This window comes from Streptomyces djakartensis (genome assembly GCF_014651075.1).
GTDB classification, from domain to species: Bacteria; Actinomycetota; Actinomycetes; order Streptomycetales; family Streptomycetaceae; genus Streptomyces; species Streptomyces djakartensis.
Genome location: NZ_BMWE01000007.1, coordinates 44,814 through 70,853, shown reverse-complemented (window position 1 = coordinate 70,853; position 26,040 = coordinate 44,814). Strand labels below are relative to the sequence as shown.

At 73.1% G+C, this 26,040-nt stretch carries 25 protein-coding genes and 1 pseudogene; 15 read left to right on the top strand and 11 right to left on the bottom strand.

The window, feature by feature from the left end:
- Positions 1–148 precede the first annotated feature (148 nt).
- From IE212_RS13640 to IE212_RS13630, 3 genes are all read left to right on the top strand, one after another.
- Positions 149–1,045 carry a putative RNA methyltransferase gene (locus tag IE212_RS13640; RefSeq protein WP_190198071.1) on the top strand — a complete coding sequence of 299 codons (897 nt, stop codon included), beginning with the start codon at positions 149–151 and terminating at the stop codon, positions 1,043–1,045.
- A 151-nt stretch (positions 1,046–1,196) separates the two neighbouring features.
- Positions 1,197–1,400 carry a cold-shock protein gene (locus IE212_RS13635; RefSeq protein ID WP_007502648.1) on the top strand — a complete coding sequence of 68 codons (204 nt, stop codon included), beginning with the start codon at positions 1,197–1,199 and terminating at the stop codon, positions 1,398–1,400.
- 88 nt (positions 1,401–1,488) lie between these two features.
- A complete protein-coding gene (locus IE212_RS13630; RefSeq protein ID WP_190198070.1) occupies positions 1,489–3,111 on the top strand; it encodes a DEAD/DEAH box helicase in 1,623 nt (540 codons plus the stop codon).
- Positions 3,112–3,142: 31 nt separating this feature from the next.
- Here IE212_RS13630 and IE212_RS13625 read toward each other — a convergent pair whose 3' ends face one another.
- The 4 genes and pseudogenes from IE212_RS13625 to IE212_RS13610 form a co-directional block, all read right to left on the bottom strand.
- Entirely contained in the window at positions 3,143–3,799 is a 657-nt protein-coding gene (locus IE212_RS13625) for a DUF4328 domain-containing protein (protein WP_190198069.1), read from the bottom strand.
- Between the two features lie 21 nt (positions 3,800–3,820).
- On the bottom strand, positions 3,821–4,186 hold the full coding sequence (locus IE212_RS13620) for a DUF952 domain-containing protein (RefSeq protein WP_190198068.1): 366 nt from the start codon (positions 4,184–4,186) through the stop codon (positions 3,821–3,823).
- Positions 4,187–4,206: 20 nt separating this feature from the next.
- A complete protein-coding gene (locus tag IE212_RS13615) occupies positions 4,207–4,773 on the bottom strand; it encodes a tellurite resistance TerB family protein (RefSeq protein WP_190198067.1) in 567 nt (188 codons plus the stop codon).
- Positions 4,774–4,980: 207 nt separating this feature from the next.
- Positions 4,981–5,326, bottom strand: a pseudogene (locus IE212_RS13610) (serine hydrolase); the annotation flags it as partial.
- A 200-nt stretch (positions 5,327–5,526) separates the two neighbouring features.
- On the opposite strand from IE212_RS13610, the gene IE212_RS13605 reads away from it, so the two are divergent.
- The 3 genes from IE212_RS13605 (at position 5,527) to IE212_RS13595 (ending at position 6,837) form a co-directional block, all read left to right on the top strand.
- Entirely contained in the window at positions 5,527–5,889 is a 363-nt protein-coding gene (locus IE212_RS13605; RefSeq protein WP_190198065.1) for a DUF1304 domain-containing protein, read from the top strand.
- Between the two features lie 70 nt (positions 5,890–5,959).
- A complete protein-coding gene (locus tag IE212_RS13600; RefSeq protein ID WP_190198064.1) occupies positions 5,960–6,334 on the top strand; it encodes a DUF6479 family protein in 375 nt (124 codons plus the stop codon).
- 14 nt (positions 6,335–6,348) lie between these two features.
- Positions 6,349–6,837, top strand: coding sequence for an FxLYD domain-containing protein (locus IE212_RS13595; protein WP_229864281.1), 489 nt, complete (start codon positions 6,349–6,351; stop codon positions 6,835–6,837).
- On the opposite strand, the gene IE212_RS13590 is transcribed toward IE212_RS13595, so the two are convergent.
- Complete coding sequence (locus tag IE212_RS13590; protein WP_229864279.1) at positions 6,831–7,592, bottom strand: Ig-like domain-containing protein; 762 nt, start codon at positions 7,590–7,592, stop codon at positions 6,831–6,833. The two genes, IE212_RS13595 and IE212_RS13590, sit on opposite strands and share 7 nt — an antisense overlap.
- A gap of 403 nt (positions 7,593–7,995) precedes the next feature.
- Here IE212_RS13590 and IE212_RS13585 point away from each other — a divergent pair, with 403 nt between their 5' ends.
- Positions 7,996–8,940 carry an LAETG motif-containing sortase-dependent surface protein gene (locus IE212_RS13585; RefSeq protein WP_190198063.1) on the top strand — a complete coding sequence of 315 codons (945 nt, stop codon included), beginning with the start codon at positions 7,996–7,998 and terminating at the stop codon, positions 8,938–8,940.
- A gap of 63 nt (positions 8,941–9,003) precedes the next feature.
- On the opposite strand, the gene IE212_RS13580 is transcribed toward IE212_RS13585, so the two are convergent.
- Positions 9,004–9,963 carry a nucleoside hydrolase gene (locus IE212_RS13580; protein WP_190198062.1) on the bottom strand — a complete coding sequence of 320 codons (960 nt, stop codon included), beginning with the start codon at positions 9,961–9,963 and terminating at the stop codon, positions 9,004–9,006.
- 232 nt (positions 9,964–10,195) lie between these two features.
- Here IE212_RS13580 and IE212_RS13575 point away from each other — a divergent pair, with 232 nt between their 5' ends.
- Positions 10,196–10,984 carry a hypothetical protein gene (locus tag IE212_RS13575; protein ID WP_190198061.1) on the top strand — a complete coding sequence of 263 codons (789 nt, stop codon included), beginning with the start codon at positions 10,196–10,198 and terminating at the stop codon, positions 10,982–10,984.
- Positions 10,985–10,997: 13 nt separating this feature from the next.
- Here IE212_RS13575 and IE212_RS13570 read toward each other — a convergent pair whose 3' ends face one another.
- Entirely contained in the window at positions 10,998–11,789 is a 792-nt protein-coding gene (locus IE212_RS13570) for a GAF and ANTAR domain-containing protein (protein ID WP_190198060.1), read from the bottom strand.
- Between the two features lie 172 nt (positions 11,790–11,961).
- Positions 11,962–13,305 carry a helix-turn-helix domain-containing protein gene (locus IE212_RS13565; RefSeq protein ID WP_190198059.1) on the bottom strand — a complete coding sequence of 448 codons (1,344 nt, stop codon included), beginning with the start codon at positions 13,303–13,305 and terminating at the stop codon, positions 11,962–11,964.
- Positions 13,306–13,420: 115 nt separating this feature from the next.
- On the opposite strand from IE212_RS13565, the gene IE212_RS13560 reads away from it, so the two are divergent.
- A complete protein-coding gene (locus tag IE212_RS13560; protein ID WP_190198058.1) occupies positions 13,421–13,591 on the top strand; it encodes a hypothetical protein in 171 nt (56 codons plus the stop codon).
- 112 nt (positions 13,592–13,703) lie between these two features.
- On the opposite strand, the gene IE212_RS13555 is transcribed toward IE212_RS13560, so the two are convergent.
- The gene (locus IE212_RS13555; RefSeq protein WP_190198057.1) at positions 13,704–14,765 is read right to left on the bottom strand and encodes a hypothetical protein; all 1,062 of its coding nucleotides are present in this window, start codon (positions 14,763–14,765) and stop codon (positions 13,704–13,706) included.
- Positions 14,766–14,938: 173 nt separating this feature from the next.
- Between IE212_RS13555 and IE212_RS13550 the strand changes: the two genes are divergently transcribed.
- Positions 14,939–15,400 carry a hypothetical protein gene (locus IE212_RS13550; RefSeq protein WP_190198056.1) on the top strand — a complete coding sequence of 154 codons (462 nt, stop codon included), beginning with the start codon at positions 14,939–14,941 and terminating at the stop codon, positions 15,398–15,400.
- A 75-nt stretch (positions 15,401–15,475) separates the two neighbouring features.
- Positions 15,476–16,423, top strand: a complete 948-nt coding sequence (locus IE212_RS13545) for a hypothetical protein (protein ID WP_229864277.1) — start codon at positions 15,476–15,478, stop codon at positions 16,421–16,423.
- A gap of 108 nt (positions 16,424–16,531) precedes the next feature.
- On the opposite strand, the gene IE212_RS13540 is transcribed toward IE212_RS13545, so the two are convergent.
- Positions 16,532–17,914, bottom strand: a complete 1,383-nt coding sequence (locus tag IE212_RS13540) for an aminotransferase-like domain-containing protein (protein WP_190198055.1) — start codon at positions 17,912–17,914, stop codon at positions 16,532–16,534.
- A 104-nt stretch (positions 17,915–18,018) separates the two neighbouring features.
- Here IE212_RS13540 and IE212_RS13535 point away from each other — a divergent pair, with 104 nt between their 5' ends.
- Both IE212_RS13535 and IE212_RS13530 read left to right on the top strand, forming a co-directional pair.
- A complete protein-coding gene (locus IE212_RS13535; protein ID WP_190198054.1) occupies positions 18,019–18,828 on the top strand; it encodes an alpha/beta fold hydrolase in 810 nt (269 codons plus the stop codon).
- A gap of 44 nt (positions 18,829–18,872) precedes the next feature.
- Positions 18,873–19,877, top strand: coding sequence for an endonuclease/exonuclease/phosphatase family protein (locus IE212_RS13530; RefSeq protein WP_229864275.1), 1,005 nt, complete (start codon positions 18,873–18,875; stop codon positions 19,875–19,877).
- A gap of 113 nt (positions 19,878–19,990) precedes the next feature.
- Here the strand turns inward: IE212_RS13530 and IE212_RS13525 are convergent, their stop codons facing one another.
- Positions 19,991–22,075: a PhoX family protein gene (locus IE212_RS13525; RefSeq protein ID WP_190198053.1), complete on the bottom strand. Its 2,085-nt coding sequence runs from the start codon at positions 22,073–22,075 to the stop codon at positions 19,991–19,993.
- Between the two features lie 277 nt (positions 22,076–22,352).
- Here IE212_RS13525 and IE212_RS13520 point away from each other — a divergent pair, with 277 nt between their 5' ends.
- On the top strand, positions 22,353–24,098 hold the full coding sequence (locus IE212_RS13520) for a VWA domain-containing protein (protein WP_190198052.1): 1,746 nt from the start codon (positions 22,353–22,355) through the stop codon (positions 24,096–24,098).
- A 148-nt stretch (positions 24,099–24,246) separates the two neighbouring features.
- Complete coding sequence (gene metG, locus IE212_RS13515) at positions 24,247–25,962, top strand: methionine--tRNA ligase (protein WP_190198051.1); 1,716 nt, start codon at positions 24,247–24,249, stop codon at positions 25,960–25,962.
- The last annotated feature ends 78 nt before the right edge of the window (positions 25,963–26,040 follow it).

Genomic DNA, 26,040 nt, shown 5'->3' with positions numbered 1-26,040 from the left:
TGACACCGCGGTGAGCACGGTGATGTGAGTCCCCCTCACATCACCCTGCCCGGCCTGCCCGCCACCGGCGGGCGCCGACGACTTCACCGTCCCCCGCACACACGGCCCGGCGCTTCAGCGCGCCGGGCTGCGCTGTCAAGGAGCATCCATGCCTTCGGGTCCTGCCCGACGCCTGCCGTCCGACCGGCTTCTGACCGTCCTGACCTGCCCCCACTGCCAGTTGGGCCTCGTACGGGCCGACGGTGCCCTGCGGTGCGCCGACCGGCACACGTTCGACATCGCCCGCCACGGCCACATCAGTCTGCTGACCGGCCGGCGGCGTGCCGTGAGCGCCGACTCCGCCGACATGGTCCGGTCCCGCGGCTCCTTCCTCCGCGCCGGGCACTACGCCCCGCTCGCCCGCACCCTCATGGAGCTCGCGACGGAACTGGCCCCGCCCGACGCCGTCGTCCTGGACGCCGGCGCGGGCACCGGCCATTACCTCGCGGCGGTCCTCGACGCCCTGCCCGGGGCCCTGGGCCTGGGGCTCGACAGCTCCGTCCACGCCCTGCGCGCCGCCGCCCGCGCGCACGCCCGTGGGGAGGCCGTCGGCTGGGACGTCTGGCAGCCGTGGCCCGTCCGCACCGGCTGCGCCGACCTGGTGCTGAACGTCTTCGCGCCCCGCAACGGGCCGGAGTTCCACCGCGTCCTCCGGCCGGACGGCGCCCTGCTCGTCGTCACACCGACGGGCCGGCACCTGCGGGAACTACGGGAGCCGCTGGGTCTGCCGGCCGTCGACCCCAGGAAGGAGGAACGCCTGAGCCGGACCCTCGCGGCCGGTTTCCGGCACGCGCGCACCGAGTCGATGGAGTACGCCATGAGCCTCACCCCGGAAGACGCCACCAACCTGGTGGCCATGGGTCCGGCCGCGCACCACGTCGTCCCCGCGGAACTGCGGCACCGTATCGGCGAGCTGGGTGCGCCCGTGCGCGTGACCGCCTCGTTCGCCGTGTCGGTGTACCGGCCGACCGGTCGTCAGGGGCAGGGGCTCCGTGCCGTGTCATGACCCACGAGCCGCCGAGCCGTGCTAGGCTGTCAGCGTTGCAGTTGTGGTACCCATGAACTTATGTGCGCCTGACGGGAATGTTCATCCTTCGGGCGCACTATTTGTTTCCGGCATCTCCGGATGGGGCCTCTGCCTACAGAAGGAGAATGTCATGGCACAGGGAACCGTGAAGTGGTTCAACTCTGAAAAGGGCTTCGGGTTCATCGAGCAGGACGGCGGCGGCCCCGACGTCTTCGCCCACTACTCGAACATCGCGACCCAGGGCTTCCGTGAGCTCCAGGAGGGCCAGCGGGTCTCCTTCGACGTCACGCAGGGCCAGAAGGGCCCGCAGGCGGAGAACATCGTCCCCGCCTGACCGCCGGACGCGTATTCCGCTCACCGGGGTCCGCACCGTCATGGTGCGGACCCCGGTTTGTGCTGTTTCCAGGAAGGCAGATAACGGTATGTCCCGCAGGCCCCAGAAGCCGAACCGGCGCGCCTCGTCACCCCCACCGTCCGCGTCGTCGCAGGGCAGGGAATTCCGGCTGCCGGAAGGCACCACACCCGCCCTTCCCGCCGTCGAGGACTTCGCCGGTCTCGACATGCCCGCGGGGCTGCTGAAGACCCTCACCGCGCAGGGCGTGACCACCCCTTTCCCGATCCAGGCCGCCACACTGCCCAACTCGCTCGCGGGCCGGGACCTGCTGGGACGGGGACGCACCGGCTCCGGCAAGACCCTCGCGTTCGGGCTGGCGCTGCTGGGCCGCACGGCCGGACTGCGCGCCGAGCCCAAGGCACCCCTGGCCCTCGTGCTGGTGCCCACCCGTGAACTCGCGCAGCAGGTGACGGACGCGCTGACCCCCTACGCGACGGCGGTGAACCTCCGGCTGGCCACCGTGGTCGGCGGGCTCTCCATCACCAAGCAGGCGGGAACGCTCCGGCGCGGCGCCGAGGTACTGGTGGCGACGCCCGGCAGGCTCAACGACCTCGTGGAACGCGGGGACTGCGAGCTCGGCAGCGTACGGATCACCGTGCTGGACGAAGCCGACCAGATGACCGACATGGGCTTCCTGCCGCAGATCACCAAGCTGATCCAGCAGGTGCGGCCCGACGGGCAGCGCATGCTCTTCTCGGCCACCCTGGACCGCAACATCGACCGCCTGGTGCAGCGGTTCCTCACCGACCCCGTGGTGCACTCCGTGGACCCGTCGGCGGGAGCGGTGACCACCATGGAGCACCACGTGCTGTACGTGGCGGACGAGACCGACAAGAAGGCCGTCACCACGCGCATCGCGGCCCGGGACGGCCGCGTCATCCTCTTCCTCGACACCAAGAGGTCCGCGGACCGGCTCGCCAAGCGGCTCCTGGCCGTCGGTGTCCGTGCGGCGGCCCTGCACGGAGGCCGCTCCCAGCCGCAGCGCAACCGCACCCTGGAACAGTTCAGGAACGGCCAGGTCACCGCCCTGGTGGCGACGAACGTCGCGGCCCGGGGCATCCACGTCGACGACCTCGACCTCGTCGTGAACGTCGATCCCCCCACCGACCACAAGGACTACCTCCACCGGGGCGGCCGCACGGCCCGCGCCGGCGGCTCCGGCAGCGTGGTCACGCTGGTGCTGCCCACCCAGAAGCGGGACGTGACCCGGCTCATGTCGGACGCCGGCATCCGCCCCCGGGCGGCCCGCGTCACGTCGGGCGACACGGAACTGGCCACCATCACCGGGGCCCGCGAGCCTTCCGGTGTGGCCGTCACCATCGAGGTGCCCCAGTCGGCGGCCTCGACGGCGTCCCGCCCGGAGAGGAAGACCGGCGCCAAGCCCGGCGGACGATCGGGCCGCCGCCGCCGGAGCGGCGGCGGATCCGACGCGGCCGTCACCGGTGCCGCGCCCAGGGCCGGGGGGCGGAGCCCCGAGCGTCGGTCCGCGGCCGGCACGACAGCATCCGGTGGCGCCTCGGCGACCGGAGGCCGCGCTTCCGGCCGCGGATCCGGCCGGCGGACGACGGCCGGCGGAGCCAAGGACGGCGCTGCCGGTACCGGCGGCCGCGGTTCCGACCGCCGAGGCGGCCGCCGCGCCTCTGCCACCTAGTGATCCCGCCTGGTGATCCTGTCGCGGTTCGCTATTCCTGCTGGCCAGCGGCGTCCATACGCTGCTGCTGGGCCGCGGTGAGCGTGCGGATCATGACGGCGGCGGCCACGGCCGCCGCCACGATCACCGCGTCGGCGGCCAGCAGGGGGGCCACCTCGGTGTAGGCGCGGGTGATGACCTCGTCCGTGGAGTCCGCGTAGAGGAGTCCCACGCCGCCGGCGAGACCGGCCAGCCACAGGCCCCACCACCAGTTCACGACAGCGGGCAGCCGCCGGTCGGGGAAGACCGACCGGTGGACGTCCGCGACCATGCCCCGGGGTATCCACAGGTTGACGACGGGCACGATCCAGCCCAGGAACAGCCAGGGGTAGCCGTACCGCGGCTTCGAGCCCGAGAGGGCGCGGGCGTTGTCCCGGACGCGGTCCAGCCAGAGCAGGAAGACGACGGCGCAGACCACTGTGACGGCGTCGCCCGCCGAGCTGACCAGGTGGTAGGAGTCCTCCAGCGCGATCGGCGGGCGGTGCACGCCGCCGCCCTGGTGGAGCGGCCCGGAAGCCGGCTCGCCCGCCGCCGCGAGCCGGATGTGCCAGACCGCCCGGACGACCCAGGCGACTCCGGCGAGGGCGAGAGCCGCTATGGCGGCGGAGGCCGCGGTCCGGGTGGTGACGGGGGTTTCCTGATCGCTCACCCGGTCATCCTGTCGTACTGATCAACCCGCCGTGTCACTCAGCCCCGCAGCCCGGCCCTCGTCGTCCCAGCGCACCTCCAGGACGTGGTCCACGGCGTCCCGGTCGAGCGGGCCGAACACGTGCGGGAACAGGACGTCACCGCAGACCCCGGGCGGCGGGGCGGGGGCCGCCGCCTCCCACTCCACCCGCGAGGTCAGACGTGCCTCGTCGAGGGCGAGCACCAGCAGGGGTCCGGGCGCGTCCTGGTAGAAGGCGTTGACGACGGCCAGCGTGGTCGCCTCGTCCGGGGAGCAGTGCACGAAGCCCTCCTCGGCGAGCGATGCGGGCGCGTACGCCTGGCCCGGGGCGGCGTTCCAGACGGTGAGCGGTACGACGTGATAGATCATGCCCCCGTTATAGCCCCGGGTCAGAGCTGGAACTCGGCGGGCGACACCCCCAGCACCCCACAGGCCTCGCGCAGGACCGTCGCCTCGGCCTGGGAGAAGTGACCGTCGGCACCGGCGATCACCATGCCGGTCTGGATCACCGCCCGGGCCTCCGTGGGCTTCTTGGCGGCCTTGGTGATCTCCTGCATCGCCTCGTTCCTGCCGTGCTGGAAGTTCCTGGTCAGCTGGTCGACGTGCTTGTTGAAACGCTGCCGCAGCTGCTCCGGCGGGAAGTTCTGCAGCACCTCGTTGCTGAGGATCATCGACTCGACCTGCTGCCGCTCGGCCGGGTCGACCTGCCCGTCGGCCGCCGCGACCAGCGCGCACATCGCCATGCTGGCGTCCCGGTACGCCCCGCTCTTCAACTCGGTCTTCAGCGAACCGAGCTGCGTCTTCAGAAGACCCACCAGCTGGGCCCGGCTGCCACCGCCGGACCGTGCCCCGCCGCTGTGCCCGCCGTGCCCGCCGGCCGCGCCGTGCCCGCCGTGCCCGCCCTGCGACTGCTGGAAAGCCTTGGCCTGGTCCTTGAGCCGGTCCCACATTGCCATCGACGTCACCTCGGTACTCGTCAGCCTTGCCCAACGCACCCGCTCACGCGCGCACACCCGTCCAACGCCCACCCCCCAGGCAAAGGTTCCGCAAAACACCGGCGGCGCCGGTGGTGAATCAGAGTCGGCCGGGCCTGGGAGACAGCTGGTCGAACGTGAGGCTGTCGGCCAACGGCGAAGAGGCGGGCGCCGGTTCAGGCGTTGCCGGGCGAGCTGGCGCTTGCCGTCAGGGCTGGACAGGGCGGACCCCGGCGCCGAACACGGCGCCGCTGTGGCCCCAGAAGCGGCCGCAGGGCAGGTCCACCGCGTAGATGCCGAGGCCGTAGGCCGGGAGACCGCTCACCGGGACGGTGCGTGTCATCTCGTCGAGGGCGGCCTCGCCGATCGGCTTGCCGCGGAGCAGCGCGCGGTAGAAGCGGTTCAGGTCGTCGGTGGTCGAGACGACCGCGCCCGCCGTCGACGCCCACGACATGTCGTAGACGCTGTAGTCGCGGGGCGGGGTGATCAGGCCGAACCACGACTCGCACATGCGCGAGTGCGGGCCCTTGATGTACGCGGGGATGGAGCCTCAGATTCGAGGGCGGCGCATCCCGGGGCAGGCGGGAAGGCCGGGACGGGCTCCCGAGCGGCACACGCGGGGACGCGACGGCCCGTACCGGCCTTCCACTGTCCGCAATCTGCCACCCGGCACACCGCGCCGCCTCCCGGGAAGCCCGAACGAGGACGGTGGGGCGGCCCTGGGATGATGCGCGCATGTCGACTCTCGCCACCATCGCGGTGCTGGCCCTCGCCGCGCTCCACGCCTACATCCTGGTGCTGGAGATGTTCCTGTGGACCACCCCGCGGGCTCGCGCCGCGTTCGGCACCACAGCCGAGTTCGCGGCCGAGACGAAGGCCCTGGCCGCGAACCAGGGCCTCTACAACGGCTTCCTCGCCGCCGGTCTGCTGTGGGGCGCGGTGGCCTCCGACCCGGTGGGATTCCAGGTGTCGCTGTTCTTCCTGGTGTGCGTCGCGATCGCGGGGCTCTACGGCGCCGCGACCGCCAGCCGGAAGATCCTCTTCGTGCAGACCGTCCCGGCGCTCATCGCCCTGGCCCTGGTCCTGCTCGCCCGCTGACCTGTCCCGCTGACCAATACGGCCGGACATTCCGGGCGCTTTATCGCATGACGTCGGCGATAATCGGGGCATGAAGACGGCAACGTACGAACTGCTGGCGGCGTCGTCGGATCACGCGGTCGCCGTGGCCATCGCCTTCGTCGGCGGCCTGATCGTCGCCTGCGCGCTGATCTGGGGCGTGCGGGTCGGGATGCGCGTCATGGACAAGGACACCCACCACCCCGGTCCCGAGGAGCAGCCGCACCTCCCGGACGGCGGGCCGGTCCGCGAGACGCGGGAGATGCGCGAGCCCGACGACGTGCCGATCATGGCGCCCGACGGCAAGCGGCTCCTGCCCCACGAGCTGCACCGCGCGAGCACCCGGACCGGCAAGGACCAGAAGCCGCGCCGCTGGTCGCCCGGATCCAGCGGGTCCTTCGGCGGCGGCGGCCTCGGACGCACGTGAGCCTCGGAGGCGACATGGCTGCCCGCCACCGGACGCGCCGGGCGACGCTCGGAGCGGCGTTGACGTTCACCCTGGGCGCGGCCGTGCTCACCGGCTGCGGCGGCTACAGTCCCTCGGACTCCGCCCGCGAGGCGGAGTCGGCGGTCGGGTCGATCGCCTCGCAGGCCTCCGAGGCGGTGGAGTCGGCCACGGCGGAGGCCGGACGCCGGCTCGACGACATCAAGGGCGGCATCGACGCCAAGGCCGACGTGAAGGCCGCCGCGCCCACCGTCGGCTCCGACGGCCGGGCCCGGACCGAGGTCACCGTCCACAACACCGGCGACTCGGCCAGGTCCTTCGCCGTCCAGATCGACTTCACCGACGCCGAGGGCGCGCTGACCGACACGGTCATCGTCACCGTGAACAACGTGCAGGCGGGCGATTCCGCCACGGCCACCGCCCGCAGCACCCACGATCTGTCCGGCGAGGTCAGGGCGGAGGTGGCCCGGGCCGTGCGCTACTGACCGGCGCCGGTGTCCCCGACCGAGATGTCGATCTGCTCGCTCTCGGCGCTCATCCCGTTCAGAGTGGCGACGGCCTGGAGCCGGTTCGTCCCGGCCGGGAGGGCCGAGCGCGGGATACAGGACCAGGTGCCGTCGGAGGCCGCGGTCGCCGCGCAGACCGCGTGGTCGTCCTTGTCCCGGACGGTGATCCGCGCGCCCGGATGCGCGGTACCGGAGATCCGCGGCCGGGCCTGAAGCGCGGGGCCGGACTGCGGGTGGCTCAGCGTCGGCCCGGCCATGCCCACGGTCACCGAACAGCGGCCGGCGGCCTGCCGTACGCCCCGCCCGTCGGTGATCCGCAGGGAGCAGCCGCGCAGCCGGGTGCCCGGTACGGCGTCCGCGGGCACCGCCAGCACGAAGGGGAACGTACGGCCCTGCCACGGCCGGCCCGCCCCCTCGCCGGTGACGGTGTACGTCCCGTGGCGTCCGCCGGCGGCGACCCGGCCCCGGTAGCCGGCCGTGTCGAGCGGCGTGGCCGTGACCCGGGCGCCCCGGGGCGCCGTCAGCGTCACGGTCGCGCCCGCGCCGGGCGGCGCTCCCGGCCGGCCCGCGAACTCGACGACGCCCTCCCGGCCGGGTGCGATGGTCGCGGCACCCCACACCCCGCCGTCCCGGGCCGCCGCGGACGCGCCCGGGAACACGAGCATCCCCGCCAGGAGGACCCCCTCGACGGCTGCCGCCTTCCAGGACCTGTTCACCGGGCTCATCAGGTTCATCACGGGCGGGACTCCCTGTGCGGACGCCGACGGCACTCTGCCAGCGATTCTGGCGGGGCGCCCCGCGGGAGGCGCGTGCTGGTGGGCCGTACGGGTGGCCGCATCCGTGGCGGCATCTGTGCGTATTCCGTGCGGAACGCCGGGAAGAGGAGGCATCGCGCCGATCGGAGTGATCCATTCCTGCTGTGATGGAAGTGTGATGACAGAGCAACTGCCTTTGCATCGCCGCAGGTTGACAGGGTGGTGTGGCGCGGTCACGATGGTGGCGCACTGAGGCGCATGTGACCAATGGGCCCGGTGTTTCTACGACCACTTACTCCCGGTGCGGCCCCGGCAGCCGTATGCCGCGCGCTGCCCGCGTGCCGTCGCCCGGGTTTCTGCACACGCCAAGAATGGGATCCGCATGTCCATAGCGAGACGTGTCACCGCCCGACGCCTGCTGGGGACGGGCGCCGCGGCCCTCGCCCTCTGCGCCGCCTCCGCCACCACCGCGTTCGCCTCCGAGGCGCCCGGGGGCGACGGCTGGTCGTCCGGCGGCAGCTACACGCCGGGGACGGGCGCGGGCACGGAGACCGGGACCGACCGCTGCCAGTTCTCGCTCGACGGCACGAACTTCCAGGACTCGGTCAAGGTCGACGACCAGAACCTGAAGCCGACCGAGGACGGCAAGGTGCACATCAAGGTGCGCGCCGCCGGTGACGCGGCGACCTGCACCGCCTCCCTCGCCTCCTACCTCGCGCACGGCGCGACCTTCGCGACCTCCGGGGAGCAGGTGTTCGTCGACTTCGACACGGTGACGGTCAAGCCGGGCGGCACCGAGTCGCTCGACATCGCCATCCCCGACAAGGGCTGCTTCGGGCAGATCGACCTCTACCGGGGCGCGGTGAGGTTCGACGGCGAACTCGACGCGAAGGACGGCTTCGAGCACGGTGAGCTGCCCAAGGGCCCGGACCGCCCGGTCATCAAGGACAAGCTGATCGCGGCCTGGAACGGCGGCACGAAGGACTGCACGGCGACGCCCCCGCCGGCCGAGACCCAGCCCCCGTCCAGCCCGCCCGCGAACCCCTCGGAGCCGCCGGCCGAGCAGACGACGCCCCCGGCCGAGCCCTCGGAGCCCGCCGAGCCCACCGAGCCCGCGTCCCCGCCCGCGACGGACACGGACACGCCCACCCCGTCCGCCTCCGAGTCGACGCCCACCGCCCCCAAGCCGAACGGCGGCGGCGGCGACCTCGCCGAGACCGGCGCGAACAGCAGCACCGGCCCGATCGCCTTCGGTGCCGCCGCGCTCCTCGCGGGCGGCGCGGCCATGCTGGTCGTGACCCGCAGGAAGCGCGCCGCGCGCTCCTGACGCGGTGACGGGCCCGGGGCTGGACAGTCCCGGGCCCTCTTGCTCCGCGGGAGTACGGGCGGCCTACTCCACCGTCTTCAGCCACAGCCGCACGTACCGCTCGGCGTCGACGCCCAGAGCCACGTCCACCAGGGGCTGTTCGCGGGTGCCGTGGTGGATCTCGGACTCGCCGGGCCGGGGGCGGCGGTCGACGATCGTCTGGCCGCGGGCGGGGCCCGGGGCCAGGACGACCTCGACCGGCAGGGGCTCGGTGGTGATGCCCTTCGGGTCGACGACCGCGCAGACCGCGCCCGCGTCGCCGAGGCCGCCCATGGGGGTGGGGTCGCCGGAGGTGGCCGGGTCACGGTGGGCGAGCAGTTCGCCGGCCATCCGCAGGCTCGGTTCCGCACTGGCCCGCAGCCGCTGCACATCGCCGGCGGGCACCAGGACCTTCTTGAACACGTCCAGGCCGTACATCGTGATCGGCACGCCCGCGGTGAGCAGGACCGCGGCGGCCTCCGGGTCGTGCCAGACGTTGAACTCCGCGACCGGCGTGGCGTTCCCGGTCGCCACCGCGCCGCCCATGAACACGATCCGCTCGATGTTGCGGGTCACCTCGGGGTGGGTCCGCAGCAGCAGCGCGATGTTCGTCAGGGGCGCCATGGGGATGATCGTGACCGGCCGCGGTGAGGCGAGAATCTCGCGGCGCAGCAGCGTCACCGCGTCCACGTCGACCGGTACCCGGGTCGGGGCGGGCAGCCCCAGGTCACCCATGCCGTCCTGCCCGTGCACGTGCCGAGCGGTCCGCACGGGCTCGATCAGCGGCCGCTCGGCGCCCCGGGCGACGGGGATGTCACCGGCGCCCGCCTGCTCCAGCACGGTCAGGGTGTTGCGGACCACGCCGTCCACGTCCGTGTTCCCGGCGACGCAGGTGATCGCGCGGACGTCGAGCGCCGGGTGCCGTACGGCGAACAGCAGGGCCAGGGCGTCGTCGACGCCGGTGTCGCAGTCGATGATCACGGGAATGCGCTGACCGTCCGTCACGGCGAGGCTCCTTCCACCGGTCCCACGGGACTCCGTGCCGACGACCCTACGGCCTGCCGCGGGAGCCACACGAGCGGCCTGTTCCGCCCCACGCCTGTCCCGCCCCGCGCCTGTCTCACCCGAACAGCCCGTCGCGCTGGTCTGCCGTCCGGCGCGGTGGTGCCGTGAGAGCACGTACCCGATCTCGGAGTGCCCGCTCCCACCGGGCCCCGCCCCCTCAGGAGGCACCCCGATGCCCTGCCCTCCGGCCACCTCCCGCGCCCTCGTCGCCTCCGCGCTGTCCGTGACCGCCCTGCTGTCCACGGCCTCCTGTTCCCTCCGGGACGAGCCGCGGCCCCGGTGGTTCTCCGCCTCCGCCACCCACACCAGCGCCTCGCCCGCCGGTGAGCGGCCCCCCGGCTCCGGGGCCGGCCTCACCCAGGCCCAGGCCCAGGCGGCGCTGGTCACCGAGGCCGATCTGGGGATGCCGTGGGTACCGACGAGCGGTGCCAAGACCTGGCGGGACGGCGTGCTCAAGGGGCGCACGGAGGACCGTGACTGCCAGCGGCTGCTCGACTCCCTCTACACGGAGGAACTCTTCGGCGTCCCGACCGGCCCGAGCGCGATGACCGCGCTGGACGCCGCCGGTACGGACGCCCAGCTGCGCTACCAGATCGCCGCCCACGCCCCGGCGGACGTCGACCGCACCCTGGCCTGGCTGAAGTCCCTGCCGCGCCGGTGCGGCCAGTTCGCGGCCACGACCACGCGCGGCCACGTCCTGGGCGTCCAGGTCACCGACATGCCGCTGCCTCCCGCGGGGGACGCCCGCCAGGCCCTGCGGGTCACCATGGCGGGCGAGACGGAGGAGAGGGAGCTGACGTACCTCACGGTCGACGTCGCCGCCGTACGCGTCGGCGAGGAGGCGATCACCGTCACCCACGCCGGACTCGACGAGGTGTATCCGGAGATCACTCAGCAGGCGGTGCGGCTCGGGGCGGAGCGCCTGACCGAGATCAGGAAGCAGGGCCGGGCACAGATCTGACCGGCTCCGGCCGCTACTCCCGCTCGAGGCGTCTGTGGTGGGTGATCACGTCGTGCGCCACCTCGAGGACCGTGCACCCGCGCGCGAAGGCGTCTCCCCGCAGCCGCGCCAGCGCGTCGTCGGCGCCGACGCCGAGCTGCGCCATGATCATGCCGACGGCCTGGTGGACCTCGTCGTGGCCGACGGCCAGGCCGCAGAGCCACGCCTGCCCGCCGCGCGACTCCGCCTCGTCACCGCGCGGCAGCGACATCAGCTCCGCCGTCATGGCACCGGCCACCAGGCGGGCCACGCCCAGCTGGCGGTCGGTGAGCGCGCCGGGGCTGTCGCGGTACAGGTCGAGGGTCCCCACGCACACCGCGTCGCTGCCCAGCGGCACCGCGTACACGGCACGCACCCCGGCCGCCGTCGCCTGCTGGGCGAAGACCGGCCAGCGGCCGGCGTCCCGGGGGCTCGTCAGGTCGCAGGCGAGCACGGGTGCCCCCTCCTCCACCGCGCTCCGGCAGGGTCCGTCACCCAGCGTCGCCTGGATCTGTGCCAGGTGCGCGGCACGCTCACTGCTCGCGCTCACCTGGACGGGCATGCCGTCACTGCGCAGCGACACACTCGCGCCGGTCACCGGCAGGAGCTCCACCGCCACCTCGCACAGCCGCCCCGGCACCTCTTCGGGTTCGGCACCGCGTACTCGTGCGGCGATCGCGTCGGCGGCCGCGAACGCGTCGGAGTCCGGCTCACCGTCCCTGGCGCGGCGGGGGTCGGGGCCGTCGCCGCAGGCGCCTGGGGAGTCGTCCCTGGGCCGCACGACCACCGCCTCCTTCCCTCGTCCCGGCCCGCACCGTCGACGAGTCCGCGCCCGGAACGTGGCCCGACTACCCGTCGCCGGTGGGGCGAAACCCGTGCGCGCAAGCCCCGGCCGGTACACGGCGCGCAGCGCTTCTCGCAGGCGCCAAGCCTCCCCCTCGGGGCATCGACGCGGCCCCTCACAGAGGAGGCTGTGCGGGTGCGGGGCCCAGCGTGGTCGTGCCGGGGGCCGTGCGGTGGCCGAGGCCGGTCCGGTAGGCGTCCAGGGCCGCCTCCACCCGCCCGGTGCGGCGCAGCAGGTCACCCAGCAGCCGGCACAGGTCGGCCAGGTCACCGGCCGCGCCCGCCCGCTCCAGCAGGCTCAGCGCGCGCACGTAGTGCTCCTCGGCCTCCTCGGTCCGGCGGGCGTCCTCGGCGATGATGCCGAGCAGCCGGTGCGCGGCGGCGGAGTGGACGGCGCCGCGCTCGGGGGACAGGTCGTCGAGGACCCCGTGCAGCAGGGCCGCCGCCTCGTCCGACTTGCCGCTCCGGTGCAGTACGTCGGCCAGCTCGACGGTGACCTGACTGCTGTAGAGGGCGGCGCGCCTGGCCGACAGCATGCCGAGCGCCTCCCGCAACTCGCTCTCCGCACGCTCCAGTCGACCGTCCTGGGCGTAGACGTAACCGCGCATCCAGTGACAGTTGGCGAGTTCGGTGCGGATCTGCAGGCCGCGGTACAGCTCGGCGGCCTTGGCGAGTGAGGCGTCGGCCTCGGCGTGCCGGCCCTCGGCGACCAGGGTGCGGGCGACCGAACGGTGCATGCGGGCGACCAGGGCCGGGTCGCCGGACCGCGGGGCGAGCGCGAGGGCCAGTTCGGCGGCCTGGGCGGCTCGCGCGTGCGCGCCCATGTCCATGTACGGACCGATGGCGCTGGCGTACAGCAGCAGCAGCGCGTCAGGGTCGTGCAGTCCACCACGGTTCAGCTCGTCGATGCCGGACTCCAGCAGGTAGACGGCGTACCGGAGTTCCCCGGCGAGGTAGTGCGCGACGGCCCGGCCGCGCAGGGCGGGCACCCGGGCGGGCAGCGGCGCGCCGGCCAGGCGTTCCTCGGCCCGTTCGAAGTACTGCCGGCCCGCCACGAGTTCGCCCGTCTCCAGGGCGCACTCGCCGAGTCCCAGCAGCGCGGCGGCCTGTTCCGCCACCAGCCCGTTCGCCTCGGCCTCGGCGAGCAGCGTGCCGTACTGCTCCGCGGCCGCCTCCGCCTCACCCGCCGCGAGGGTCCGCTGCGCCTCGGTCAGCCGCAGCCGCAGCTCGGTCACGAGCCGGGCGGAGCGCCCGGTGGCGAGCTCGTCGAAGGCGACGCCGAGCCGCCCGGCGAGATGCCGCAGGGCGTCGTCGGAGGGCCGCACCCGGCCCGACTCCAGGGTGGAGATGTAGGCGGGGGTGTACACGGGTTCCGCCAGCTGCCGTTGCGTCAGTCCCCGTTCGACACGCAATCGCTGCACCCGGCGCCCGATGGTCCCCGGATCGTCACGCTCCCCCACGCCAACTCCCCTTGTGCCTCTTGCCGTTCGGCTCGGACAGCCCCTAGGTTAAACCGAGGGTTAAGCACGCTTAACCCTCTGCTGTCGAAGTCACCGCCCCAGTTGCGAGGTCGCCGTGCTCCAACGCACACGCACCGCCGAGCGGTACGCCAGAGGTCTCACCGCCGCCGCCGTGGCCATCGCCACGCTGCTGCTGGCGGGGAACGCGGGTCCGGCGAGAGCGGCGGGGCCCCCGGAACCCACCGGTGTCCGGTTCGAGGCCCAGGGAGCCGGGGACACCCCCTAAGGGGCGCCGACCCGGCGGCCGGATCGGGCGGGGAATGCTCGAGGAGGCCGCGGACCGGTGTCCGCGACTTGCCTGGTCAGCGCGAAATCGAGGCGGGATGGCCCGCGCGTACTCAGCCCTGGGCCTGCAACTGCCGCAACTGCCGCTGGACGTGGTTCAGGGCGCCCTCGCGCCGCCCGGGGACCCGCTCCCGCAACTCGACGAGCGCGGCGCCCAGTTCGCGGGCGCGGGCGGTGTCGCGGACCTGGCCCCACTGGTGGTGGGCCCGGTCCACCGCGGCCTCGACGGCGGGCGCGTCGAACGCCTGCCCGGCGTTCAGGCGGGCGTGGGCCACCGTCAGCCAGGTGTGGCAGCTGCGGGCCGCGTCCCCGGCGAACATCGCCAGGTCCGCCCGGACCTCGGCCCAGTGCAGGGCCTCCTCGGAAACGGGCCCGTGCGCGGCGACGGCGGCCTGCTCGTGCCGGGCGGCGAGCGTGTCGGCCTCGGAGTGGCGGCCGGACTGGACGGCGGCGGTGATGGCGGCGTGCGGATCACCCGCCGACGGGCCCGACGTGCTGATCACGATGTCCGTGCCCGCGCTCTCCGGCGCGATACGGGCCAGCGCCTGCTGGTGCAGCTGCTCCACCGGCGGCCGGAACCCGCTGCGCAGGATCGTCGCGACGGCCTTCATGTACGCCGGAGCCGCGACCGTGCGTCTGGACGGCGGTGGCGCGATCCGGCCGTGGACGGCGTTGCCCCGGCCCAGGTCCAGCGGCGTGCCGCGCAGCAGCTCCCAGGTCTCGGCGTCCGCGTGCAGGTCGAGCACGAACGTCGTGGCCCCGGCCGGCCGCAGCCGCAGTTCGTCCCGGAACCAGTGCCAGGGGAACGCCGTGTAGCGGGCGGTGGAGGCGGTGGTGCGGGCCAGTGCGAGATGCGGCAGGTGCTGGCGGCGGTCGAGCACGAGCTGACCCGTGACGAACACCGTGAGCGGGCCCGGGACCGCGGCGGCGGCGCGCAGCCGGGTCAGGACGGCCTGCGGCTCCAGTGGGTCGGCGAGCTCGACGACGTTCGCGGTGTCCGTTCCGGACAGTACGGCCGGTGGGACGGCGGCCAGGACGGGCAGCACGGAGGCGGCGTCCACCAGACGCCCCTTGCCCACCGGCGAGGCCGCCAGCAGCAGCACTGTTCCGGGCATCTCGTCCCCTCCCCCGGTCGATCACGTACCGCAGCACGGTAACCGGTGCGGCTGCAAAGGAGGGCCCTCAGGACCGCAAACGCCCGCCTTCGGGGGTTTTCGCCCGCCGAGTTGCCGGCGGCAGCCGGGCGGTGTGCCCTGGTAGCCAGGGGCAGGGAGAGAGGAGAGCTCTCATGGCTCACGCGGCACCCGCCTCACGCAAGGTGACCAGGGAACTCCCGCAGCGTCCCGCGCAGCGCCGTACACCCGACGTCTTCAGCGCGCGGACCCACGCGGTGGCCAGGGTCGCGGTGCCCGTCGTCCTCGGGCTGATCTACGGCTACTGGGCCGCGGCGAACCGTCGCTACGGAGGTCCCGTCACGGGCTGGAACCTCCTGTTCGGCTTCGTCACCGCGCTGGTGTTCGCCGTGCTGTTCGCCGCCGTGTGGCAGTTCGGCCCGAGGCTGCCCCGCGAACTGCACGCGGCGCTCTGGTTCGCCTTCACGGGCTGTGCGGCAGGCTTCCTCATCAGCCAGTCCGGCCTTTCCGTGCTGTGGTCCATGTGGCTGGGGCTGGCCGTCGGGGCGGGCGTCCTCGCGATCATGTTCTACCGCTACTACACGCACGAGGACGCCGCCGGCCGCCGCATCGGCTGATAGGTGAGCCGTATACGGGGCCGAATGCAGTCACGCCCGCTCGCGGGCCGGACCGGCGGCGCCTTGTCTGGAAGGGTGACCGAGCGCGGCCCGACGCCCGTACCCGAGAGGGCGCCTCCCCGACTGCGGAACGCCCTGTCGGCCGTTCTGCCGGCCCTCGCGTGCCTGCTGCTGCCGTTCGGCGCGCTCGCGTCCTGGGCGCACGGACTGACCGACACCGGCCGCTACGTCCGTGCGACGGCGCCGCTCGCCGCCGACCCGGACGTGCGGCGCGCGGCCGCGGACGCCATCGGGGACGGCATCATGCGCAGGGCCGGGCATGAGCTCGGCAGCGGTCCGCTGCGCGGCGCGGCCGGGCCCTTCGTGCACGACGCGGTGCGCTCGTTCACCCGGACCGAGGCGTTCCGCACGGCCTGGGAGACGGCGAACCGGACCGTCCACACCGCCGTGGTGCACGCCCTGCGCGACGACCGGGCGCACGCGACGGCGGTCACCGTCGACCTCGCTCCGGTCGCCGCCCGGGTCAAACGCCGACTCATCGAAGAACACGCGCCGTTCGCCCAGCACATCCCGGTCACGCACACCCGCGTCCGGGTGCTCCCGGCCGCGGACGTGGACCGACTGCGCAAGGGGTACCGGGTGCTGGACACCGCCGCCTTGTGGCTGCCGCTCACCGCCGCCGTGTTCGCCGTCGCCGGGATCGCCGTCGCCGCGTGCCGTCGCCGCGCGGTCACCGCCCTCGGCCTCGGCACGGCGCTGGGCGGCGGGCTCCTCTTCCTCGCCGTCGCGATCGGCCGCCGCCTCACCCTCGCCGACCTGCCCGACCCGCTCCACCGCCCGGCCGCGGGCGCGGTCTACGACGCCCTTACGGAAACCCTGCGCACGGTGTCCTGGCTGCTCATCGGCCTCGGCCTGACGGTGGCGCTCACCTCCTGGCTCACGGGCCGCTACGGCCCCCGCCGCGCCACGCGCCGACCCGATCCCGCACCCGCGGCGCCCGCTCCGCAGCCGGGACCGGACTGATCCCGACCGGACCCGGCGCCCGCCGCCGCCCCCACTCCGCAGCCGAAGCGCAGCCCCCGGCCGCGCCCGGCGGCGCCCCCGGCACGACTGGCGCTCGCCCCCTTGTCCTCACAGCCCGGCACGGCCCCCGCCCCGCCGCGCGGCGATATGCGCCAGCGTCCGCAGCGCCCGCCGCAGGTCTCGCTCCCCGGCCGAAGCGAGACCCAGCCGGACGGCGTCGGGCGTGTGCCCCGGGGTGACGGCGAAGGCGGGGCCGGGTGTGAGGGCGATGCCGTGCGCGGCGGCGGCAGCCGTGAAGGTGTCCGCGCGCCACGGGGCCGGCAGCTCCCACCAGGCGAAGTAGGCGCGCGGGGCGGACCGGACGGCGAAGCCGTCGAGTTCCTGGGCGAGGATGCGCTGCCTGCGCGTCGCGTCCGCCCGCTTGGCCTCGGTCAGCCGCGCCACGATCCCCTCCCCGGCCCACCGCACGGCCGCCTCCAGCGCGAACCGCCCCGCGCTCCACCCACCCGACCGCACCGCACCGGCCACCGCACCGACCCGGTGCGGCGGCACGACGAGAAAACCGACGGTGAGCCCCGGCGCGACCCGCTTGGAGAGGCCGTCGACGACATGAGTGAGGGCGGGGGCGTGCGCGGCGAGGGGGTCGACCGGGCCGAGGCACTCCCCACGCCCGTGCCGGTCGTCCGGCCCGACCAGGAAGGACCAGATGCGGTCCTCCACGACGGGCAGGTTCAAGTCGTGTGCCAGCTGCGCGAGTTGCAGCAGGCGTGGCCCGCTCGTCCGCAGGGACGTCGGATTGTGCAGCGCCGGCTGCAGGTAGAGAGCGGACAAGGGGGCCGTACGGTGCGCGGCGGCGACGGCCTCCGGGAGCAGCCCGGCCCGGTCACCGGCCAACGGCACCAGCGTGATGGCCAGCCGCGCCGCGATCTCCTTCACCAGCGGATACGTCAGCTGCTCCACGCCGACCCGGCCGCCCGGCCGGACCAGGGAGGCCAGGACGGCGGCGATGGCCTGACGGGCGTTGCCGGTGAACAGCAGCCGATCAGGGTCGGGGCGCCAGCCGGGTGTGGCGAGGAGAGCGGCCGCGGCCTCCCGGGCGGCCGCGGTACCGGTGGCGGCGGCCGGCAGCAGCGCCTCGGCCAGCACGTCGGGACGCAGCAGCGGCGCCAGAACAGGCGCCAGCAGCTCCTCCTGGCCGGGCGCGCTGGGGTAGTTGAGCTGCATGTTGACGGGAGCGTCGGCCGGGCCCGGCTCGGCGAGCGCACGCCCCGCGGACTCCGCCGGCGCGGCCCGCACGAAGGTGCCGCGCCCGACCTCGCCGACGACCAGCCCGCGCCGGACGAGTTCGCCGTAGACCCGCCCGGCCGTGGACGGTGCGATTCCGCGGCGCCGCGCGAACGCCCGCTGCGGCGGCAGCCGTTGGCCGGGCTTGAGCCGCCCCGTGGTGATGTCGTCGGCGATCAGGTCGGCGATGCGCCGGTAGTCCCCCATCGATCGGTCTCCCCCTGGACTGCGCCGCGGACTGTGCCACCCGGATTGCACCGAGAGCAAAGATCTTATTGCACCGAGTAGTTGAGCGGCCTAGGGTCGTCTCCATGGCACCCTTCCTCGCATACGAGGACAAAGACCCCGGCACTCGTCGAGTCCCCCTGGTCCTCGTCCACGGCCACCCCTTCGACCGCACGATGTGGGCCCCGCAGCTGGACACCTTCTCCACGGCCCGCCGCGTCATCGCTCCCGACCTGCGCGGCTACGGCGCCTCCCCCACGATGCCGGCCCTCACGGACTTCTCCGGATTCGCCCGGGACATCGAGGCCCTCCTCGACGAACTGGAGGTGCCGTCCTTCGTCCTGGCGGGCCTGTCGATGGGCGGCCAGATCGTCATGGACTGCTACCGCCTGTTCCCCGGCCGCGTCCGCGGCCTGGTCCTCGCGGACACCTTCCCGGCGGCGGAGACCCCGGAGGGCGTCCGCGCCCGGGACGCCATGGCGGACCGCCTCCTGCGCGACGGCATGCGCGGTTACGCCGACGAGGTCCTGGAACGGATGGTCGCCCCGCACGCCCCCGCCGAGGTCAAGGCCCACGTCCACCGCATGATGACGGCCACCTCCCCCGAGGGCGCCGCCGCCGCGCTGCGCGCCCGCGCCCGGCGCCCCGACTACCAGAGCCTGCTGACCCGGGTACCGGTCCCGGCCCTGGTCGTCGTGGGCGCCGACGACACCTACACCCCCGTCTCCGACGCCCGGGCCATGCACGCGGCCCTCCCGGACTCGGCACTGCGCGTGATCGAGGGCGCCGCCCACATGCCCAACCTGGAACGCCCCGACGAGTTCGACAGGGCACTGCGGGAATTCCTGGCCCGCGTCGACGCGGCTGAACCATCCGGCACCGCGCCCCGTCTCTGAGAGAGGATGCGGGCATCCCACCCCGCGAGCGGAAGGCCGGGCCTTTGGACACAGCGGCTGCCGAGTGGACCGCCACCGACGACATGCCCGAGCACCGTCCGCCCCGGCGGCGGCTCGCCACCTGGTGCGCCGTGCTGCTGCTCGCCGCGGTGAGCGCGGTCCTCGCCTACCGGATCGCCGACAGCGACGGCATGACACCCGTCCCGCAGCTCCTCGCCTTCCTCCCCTGGCTGCTCGCACCCACCGCGCTGGCGCTGCTGCTCTCGCTGCGGTCCCGCTGGTGGCCCGGACTGACCTGGGGCGTGGTGCTGCTCGGCCTGCTGGCCTGGTTCATCGAGCCGTACGGCAAGACCGGCGACCCCGTGGGCCGACCGGTCGCGGAACTGCGCGTGCTGACCTCGAACGTCGAGTTCGGGCAGGCCACCGGCGGCCTGGTCGCCGCCGTCCGCCGCGAGAAACCGGACGTCGTCTTCGTACAGGAATGCGACTACGGGTGCGACGCGAAGCTGAAGGACGACCTCTCGCGGGACTACCCGCACCGCCGAGCCGTCGAGGGCGGCGGCTCCGAGGGCTCCGTCATCCTCAGCCGCTTCCCCCTGCGCCCCACACCCGGCGTCCCCGGCACGATGGGCATGCCCGGGGCGATCGCCGACGTGGACGGGCACGCCGTCCGCCTCCAGCTCGCCCACCCCATGCCCCCGCTGCCCGCCCAGGTCGGCCTCTGGAAGCGCGAGCTGACCGCCCTGCGCGACGCGGCCGCCGCCGACGGCGGCACCCCCCTCGTCCTGGCCGGCGACTTCAACGCCTCCCAGGACCACGCCGTCTTCCGCCGCATCCTCGACACCGGCCTGTACGACGCCGCCCGCCTGAACGACGCCGACCGCACGGCCACCTGGCCGGCCCGGACGGCCCCGACGTTCGGCGCGCAGATCGACCACGTACTGGTGTCGAAGGACTTCGCCGCGGACCGCACCCGCATCCTGAACCTGTCCGCCACGGACCACCGGGCCGTGCTCACGGACCTGACCCTGCACGAGGGCCGTTCCTAGCCGGCCGTACACAGGAGGCCGCGCACAGGCAAAAGCCATGCACAGGGAGGCCGTGCGCAGCGAAAAGGGGGCGCCGCACGGACGCCCCCTTGCTACCGCTGCTACCGCTCCGCTCAGACGCCGATGTCGCGCCCGTCGGCCCGCCACACGGCCACGACCGCGGGCCGGACGTACGTCCCGGGCCCGTCCGGCCAGGTGCTGGCCGGCTTCTCCACGGACGCGCCGTCGATCTCGCCCGGGTGCTGCACGGCGACCAGGACGCGCCGCTCCTGGATGATGGGACCGCAGGTCTCGGCGCCCTTCGGCACGGTCAGGAACTGCTTCAGCTCACCCCGGCGCTCACCCCGGGTGGCCACGCCGAACAGACCGTCGTGCGAGCCGAGCTGGGAGCCGTCGGTGGCAATCCACAGGTTGCCGTACGGGTCGAAGGCGACGTTGTCCGGGCAGGAGATGGGGCTGACCCCGTCCTTCGGGAAGCCGGCGAAGTAGGTCGCCGGGTCCTCCGGGTCACCGGCCACGAGGAACAGCGACCAGGCGAACCGGGTGCTCTCGGGCCGGTTCCACCGCTCGGTCAGCTCCAGCACGTGCCCGTGCTTGTTGGCGTTGCGCGGGTTGGCCTCGTCCGCCTTGGCGTTGGAGCCGACACCCCGGTTGGAGTTGTTGGTGAGGGCGACGTACACCTTGCCGGTCACCGGGTTCGGCTCGATGTCCTCGGGCCGGTCCATCTTCGTCGCGCCCACCTTGTCACCGGCGAGCCGGGTGAAGACGAACACCTCCTCGGCCGTCATCCCGTCCACGTGCGAGACCGCGCCCTTCGCGGTCGCGGTGGCCAGCGGAATCCACTCACCACTTCCGTCGAACTCGCCGTCGGACGGCAGCTTGCCCGTACCGTCGATCTCGATGGCCGGGGAGTCGCCGGTGACCTTGGCGACGTAGAGCGTGCCCTCGTCGAGCAGGGAGAGGTTGTGCTCGCGGACGGCCCGGGAGGTGCCCTGCTTCATCCTCTTGCTGCTGACGAACTTGTAGAAGTAGTCGAAGCGCTCGTCGTCACCGGTGTACACGACGGGCCGGCCGTCCGAGGTGAGCCGGATGTTCGCGGCCTCGTGCTTGAACCGCCCGAGGGCGGTGTGCTTGCGCGGCGTCGACTCCGGGTCGTACGGATCGAACTCGACGACGTACCCGAACCGGTGCACCTCGTTCGGCTCCTGGGCGACGTCGAACCGCTTGTCGAACCTCTCCCACTTCCGCTCGCTGGCCCCGGTCCCGATCCCGTACCGCTTGTCCGTCGCCCGGCTGCTGTTGGCGAAGTACTGGTTGAAGTTCTCCTCGCCGTGCAGGGTCGTGCCCCACGGCGTGACACCGCCCGAGCAGTTGTTGAGGGTGCCGAGCACCTTGGTGCCGGTCGGGTCGGCGGAGGTCCTGACGAGGTCGGACCCCGCGACGGGCCCGGTCAGCCGGAACTCGGTGGTGGCGGTGACGCGCCGGTTGAGCCGGTGCCGCGGAACGGCGGTGAGCCTCCCGCTCTTCCCGTCCCCCTCCACCACCACGGCGGACAGCCCGTGCGCCGCCCAGGCGACCTCGACCTGCTCACGGCTCGGGTTGGCGGGGTCGTACCCGCGGAACATCAGGATCTCGTCGGTGTACTCGTGATTGGCGACGAGCAGCTGCCGTCCGGGCTCCCCCGGCAGTGGCAGCAGCGCGAGGAAGTCACAGTTGTACCCGAACTGCCCGGCCTGCGCCTTGGCGGTCTGCTTCTCCGGGTCGAAGGCCGGCGCCCCGCGCAGGATGGGCTCGCCCCAGCGGATGACGACGTTCTGCCGGTACCCGTCCGGCACGGTCACGGCGTCGGCGGTGTTGGGCGCGACGGGCGCGAAGCGCAGCCCGCGAGCACCCTTGTGCTCGACGCCACCGGCGGCGTCGGTGGCGGCGCCACCGGCCGGGGCGGCGTCCGCGGACGGCGCCTGCCCGACGCCGACAGCGCCCGCACCAGCGGCGGCCACGGTCACCACGGCCGCGGCGCGCATCATCGACCGGCGGCTGAGCGCACCGGCGATCACGTCACCGACGTACTCGTTGGAGCTGGTGTTGGGCACCTCGTGGAAGCAGGCGTCACCACACCGGAAACGACAGGTCATGGCGGACCGGCCGCCGGGATGCGAACCGGACGGCGTTCCGATCAACGGCAGCAGCTTGCGCACTTTGCTCTCCTTGGATGCCCTTGGTTTCAGCGTGACCGTAGGGGCACATATGCGCGAGAGCCGGGCGCCCCGGTGAACACCGGGTGAACCCCCGTCGGCTGTACGGGGGTTGCCGCCGTTCAGCACGGCGACACCCGCACAGGCCGGATGTCGCCCTTGACAGCCCGGGCCGCCCACATCCGCCCCTGCCCAAGATCACCCAGGAGGGCCGCTAACCTTACGTGTCCGTCCTGGCCAGGGATTGACGGCTTCACCTCACGCGAAGGGTTGCGCGCACATGGGCATTCTCACTCGGTTGCGGAACGCGTTCGGACGGTCCCGCAAGTCACAGACCCCCGAGGCGGAGGGTGCGCCGCAGACCACGGCGACGGAACCGACCTCCCAGGAAACACCCTCGGCACCCGCCAGCCCCTCGACGCCCTCGACCTCCCCGAAGGTCCCGTCCCCCTCCCCGGAACCGGAACCGGGGCCGACGGCGAACGTCCCCGAGCCCCGCGACCAACACGACCTCGTGTCGGCCGCCTTCGACCAGGTGACGGTCCCGGGGCCGACACGGTCGACGGAGACGGAGGGGGAGCCGGCGGAGGAGAAGCCGACGGCTGAGGAGAAGGCAGCGGCTGAGGAGAAGCCCGCGGCTGAGGAGAAGCCGGAGGCTGACGAGGAGCCGGAGGCTGACGAGGAGCCGAAGACGGCGGAGAGCCCCGTGGCCGAGGAGCCGGAGCCGAAGACGGCGGAGAGCCCCGTGGCCGAGGAGCCGGAGCCGAAGACGGCGGAGAGCCCGGTGGCCGAGGAGCCGGAGCCGAAGGCAGCGGAGAAGCCGATCGCTGAGAAGCCGATCGCCGAGGCATCGACGGCGCCGGAAGGTGGCCCGGAGACCGAGACGCCGAAGCCCGAGCCCACCGCAGAGACGGAGGGGCAGCCCACCGCCGAGCCCGAGGCCCCGGCGGAAACCCAGCCAGAGCCGACGCCTGCACAGCAGGAGGCGCCGGAGGCGACGAAGCCGGAGTCCGAGCCGACGGCCGACGCGGAGCCCGCCGCCGAAGAAGCAGAGTCCGAGCCCCAGCCGAAGCCGCAGGCCGAAGAAACGCCCAAGCCCGAGCCGACGCCCAAGGCAGAGACGAAGCCCGAAGCCGACGCGAAGCCCGAAGCCGACGCCGACGCCGACGCCGACGCCGACGCGGAAGCGAAGCCCGAAGACAAGCCGAAGGCCAAGGCGGAGCCGAAGGGCGAGGCGAAAGCGGTCCCCGCAGCCGCGGACGCCGACGGCGCCAAGGCCCCACAGGGGCCACCCGCACCCGGCAACGAAAGCCGCACGGGTGGTGCGGGTGGGAACGACACGGCCGAAGCCGAAGGCGAGGCCGAGCCCGCCCTCACCGCCGCCGCCCTCAAGAAGCACGCCCCCGGCCTCGCCACCGCGTACAAGGCCGCCGGCACCGCCCTCAAGAAGCACAACCTCACCGGCACCCGAGCCAAGGTCTACCTCGTCCTCGACCGCTCCGCCTCCATGCGCCCGTACTACAAGGACGGCTCCGCCCAGGCCCTCGCCGAGCAGACCCTCGCCCTCGCGGCCCACCTCGACCCCGAGGCCACCGTCCCGGTCGTCTTCTTCTCCACCGAACTCGACGGCACCGGCGAGATCACCCTCACCGAGCACGAGAACAAGATCGACGATCTCCACGCCGGCCTCGGCCGCATGGGCCGCACCAGCTACCACGCAGCGGTGGAAGCAGTCCTCGCCCACCACAGCAAGGAAGCAACCGGCACCCCCGCCCTGGTGATCTTCCAGACCGACGGCGCCCCCGACGCCAAGACCCCCGCCACCCAGTCCCTCACCGAGGCCGCCAAGACCCACCCCGCCGTCTTCTTCTCCTTCGTCGCCTTCGGCGACCCGGAGAACAAGGCCTTCGACTACCTCCGCAAGCTCAAGACCCCCAACACGTCCCACTTCCTCGCCGGCGAAACCCCCCGCGAGCTCACGGACAAGCAGCTCTACGAGGGCGTACTGGCGAACTGGCGCCCGTAGCCCCCACGACGCCACCCGCGCCGCCCGCGTCCCACCCAGCAAAAGGGGAGGCGGGCGGCGCACCCATGTCAGCTACGATTTCAAGGTTCCGTAGACGACCGAGACCACGAGATCGTCACCCCGCGTAGCGACTTGGGAGCAGCCCGCGATGGCTCGACACCTCATCACCAGCGCCCTTCCGTACATCAACGGGATCAAGCACCTGGGCAACATGGTGGGGTCCATGCTCCCGGCCGACGTCTACTCCCGCTACCTGCGCCAGCGCGGCCACGAGGTCCTCTACATCTGCGCGACGGACGAGCACGGCACCCCCGCCGAGCTCGCGGCGAAGGAGCAGGGCATCCCGGTCGACGAGTTCTGCGCCCAGGCCCACGACCAGCAGAAGGCGATCTACGACGGCTTCAACCTGGCCTTCGACTACTTCGGCCGCAGCTCCTCCCCGCAGAACCACGAGATCACGCAGGAGATCGCGCGTGAGCTCAAGGCCAACGGGTTCATCGAGGAGCGCTCGATCCGCCAGGTGTACTCGAACGCCGACGGCCGCTTCCTGCCCGACCGCTACATCATCGGCACCTGCCCGCACTGCGGCTACGACAAGGCCCGCGGCGACCAGTGCGAGAACTGCACCCGGGTCCTCGACCCGACCGACCTGATCGACGCCCGCTCCGCGATCAGCGGCAGCAGCGACCTGGAGATCCGCGAGACCAAGCACCTCTTCCTCCTCCAGTCGGCGCTGGCCGGCGAGGTCGAGGCCTGGGTCGACGAGCGCGCCGACAACTGGCCGGTGCTGGCCTCCTCCATCGCCCGCAAGTGGCTCACCGAGGGTTTGCACGACCGGGCGATCACCCGCGACCTGGACTGGGGGGTTCCCGTCCCCGCGGACACCTGGCCGGAGCTGGCGGCGGAAGGCAAGGTCTTCTACGTCTGGTTCGACGCCCCGATCGAGTACATCGGCGCGACCAAGGAGTGGGCGGACCAGGACCCGGAGCGCCGCGACTGGCGCTCCTGGTGGTGGGAGTCGGACGCGAACGTCCACTACACGCAGTTCATGGGCAAGGACAACGTCCCCTTCCACAGCGTGATGTTCCCGGCGACCTTGCTGGGCACCCGCGCCCCGTGGAAGAAGGTCGACGTCATCAAGGCCTTCAACTGGCTGAACTACTACGGCGGCAAGTTCTCCACCTCGCAGCGCCGCGGCGTCTTCACCCACGACGCCCTCGACATCCTCCCCGCCGACTACTGGCGCTACTTCATGATGGCGAACGCCCCGGAGTCGGACGACTCGTCCTTCACCTGGGAGCACTTCACCGCCACGGTGAACAAGGACCTGGCCGACACCCTCGGCAACTTCGTCAACCGCGTCCTGTCCTTCTCCCGTAAGCGCTTCGGCGACGAGGTCCCCGCGGGCGCCGAGCCGGGCGAGGCGGAGGCGAAGCTGGGTGCGGAGATCGCCCGTCTGCTCGCGGAGTACGAGTCCCAGATGGAGGCCATCCAGTTCCGCAAGGCGGCGGCCGCGCTGCGCGCCCTGTGGTCGGCGGGCAACTCCTACCTGGAGGAGAAGGCCCCCTGGCTGGAGATCAAGACCAACCCGGAGGGCGCCGCTCTCACCCTCCGCACGGCGATGAACCTCATCCACCTCTACGCCGTGGTCTCCGAGCCGTTCATCCCGACGTCGGCGAAGACGATGCGCCAGGCGTTCTCCCTGGAGAACGACACCGCGACCTGGGTCAACCAGGACGAAGCGAAGTCCCTGGCCGCCGTCCCCGCCGGCACCCCGTTCACCATCCCGCCTGTCCTGTTCGCCAAGCTGACGGACGAGGACCTGGAGTCGTACAAGGAGCGCTTCGGCGGCGAGTCCGCGTAACAACGCCTCGCGGGCCCGCCCGGCCAGGAGCCTCTGTCCGTAGGATGACGGAGGCACCTGGCCAACCACAGGGGGGAT

Coding starts and splice junctions, on each gene's coding strand:
- IE212_RS13640 (WP_190198071.1), top strand. CDS start 149: ATGCCTTCGGGTCCTGCCCGACGCCTGCCGTCCGACCGGCTTCTGACC.
- IE212_RS13635 (WP_007502648.1), top strand. CDS start 1,197: ATGGCACAGGGAACCGTGAAGTGGTTCAACTCTGAAAAGGGCTTCGGG.
- IE212_RS13630 (WP_190198070.1), top strand. CDS start 1,489: ATGTCCCGCAGGCCCCAGAAGCCGAACCGGCGCGCCTCGTCACCCCCA.
- IE212_RS13620 (WP_190198068.1), bottom strand. CDS start 4,186: ATGATCTATCACGTCGTACCGCTCACCGTCTGGAACGCCGCCCCGGGC.
- IE212_RS13615 (WP_190198067.1), bottom strand. CDS start 4,773: ATGGCAATGTGGGACCGGCTCAAGGACCAGGCCAAGGCTTTCCAGCAG.
- IE212_RS13605 (WP_190198065.1), top strand. CDS start 5,527: ATGTCGACTCTCGCCACCATCGCGGTGCTGGCCCTCGCCGCGCTCCAC.
- IE212_RS13600 (WP_190198064.1), top strand. CDS start 5,960: ATGAAGACGGCAACGTACGAACTGCTGGCGGCGTCGTCGGATCACGCG.
- IE212_RS13595 (WP_229864281.1), top strand. CDS start 6,349: ATGGCTGCCCGCCACCGGACGCGCCGGGCGACGCTCGGAGCGGCGTTG.
- IE212_RS13590 (WP_229864279.1), bottom strand. CDS start 7,592: ATGAACCTGATGAGCCCGGTGAACAGGTCCTGGAAGGCGGCAGCCGTC.
- IE212_RS13585 (WP_190198063.1), top strand. CDS start 7,996: ATGTCCATAGCGAGACGTGTCACCGCCCGACGCCTGCTGGGGACGGGC.
- IE212_RS13575 (WP_190198061.1), top strand. CDS start 10,196: ATGCCCTGCCCTCCGGCCACCTCCCGCGCCCTCGTCGCCTCCGCGCTG.
- IE212_RS13555 (WP_190198057.1), bottom strand. CDS start 14,765: ATGCCCGGAACAGTGCTGCTGCTGGCGGCCTCGCCGGTGGGCAAGGGG.
- IE212_RS13550 (WP_190198056.1), top strand. CDS start 14,939: ATGGCTCACGCGGCACCCGCCTCACGCAAGGTGACCAGGGAACTCCCG.
- IE212_RS13540 (WP_190198055.1), bottom strand. CDS start 17,914: ATGGGGGACTACCGGCGCATCGCCGACCTGATCGCCGACGACATCACC.
- IE212_RS13535 (WP_190198054.1), top strand. CDS start 18,019: ATGGCACCCTTCCTCGCATACGAGGACAAAGACCCCGGCACTCGTCGA.
- IE212_RS13520 (WP_190198052.1), top strand. CDS start 22,353: ATGGGCATTCTCACTCGGTTGCGGAACGCGTTCGGACGGTCCCGCAAG.
- metG (WP_190198051.1), top strand. CDS start 24,247: ATGGCTCGACACCTCATCACCAGCGCCCTTCCGTACATCAACGGGATC.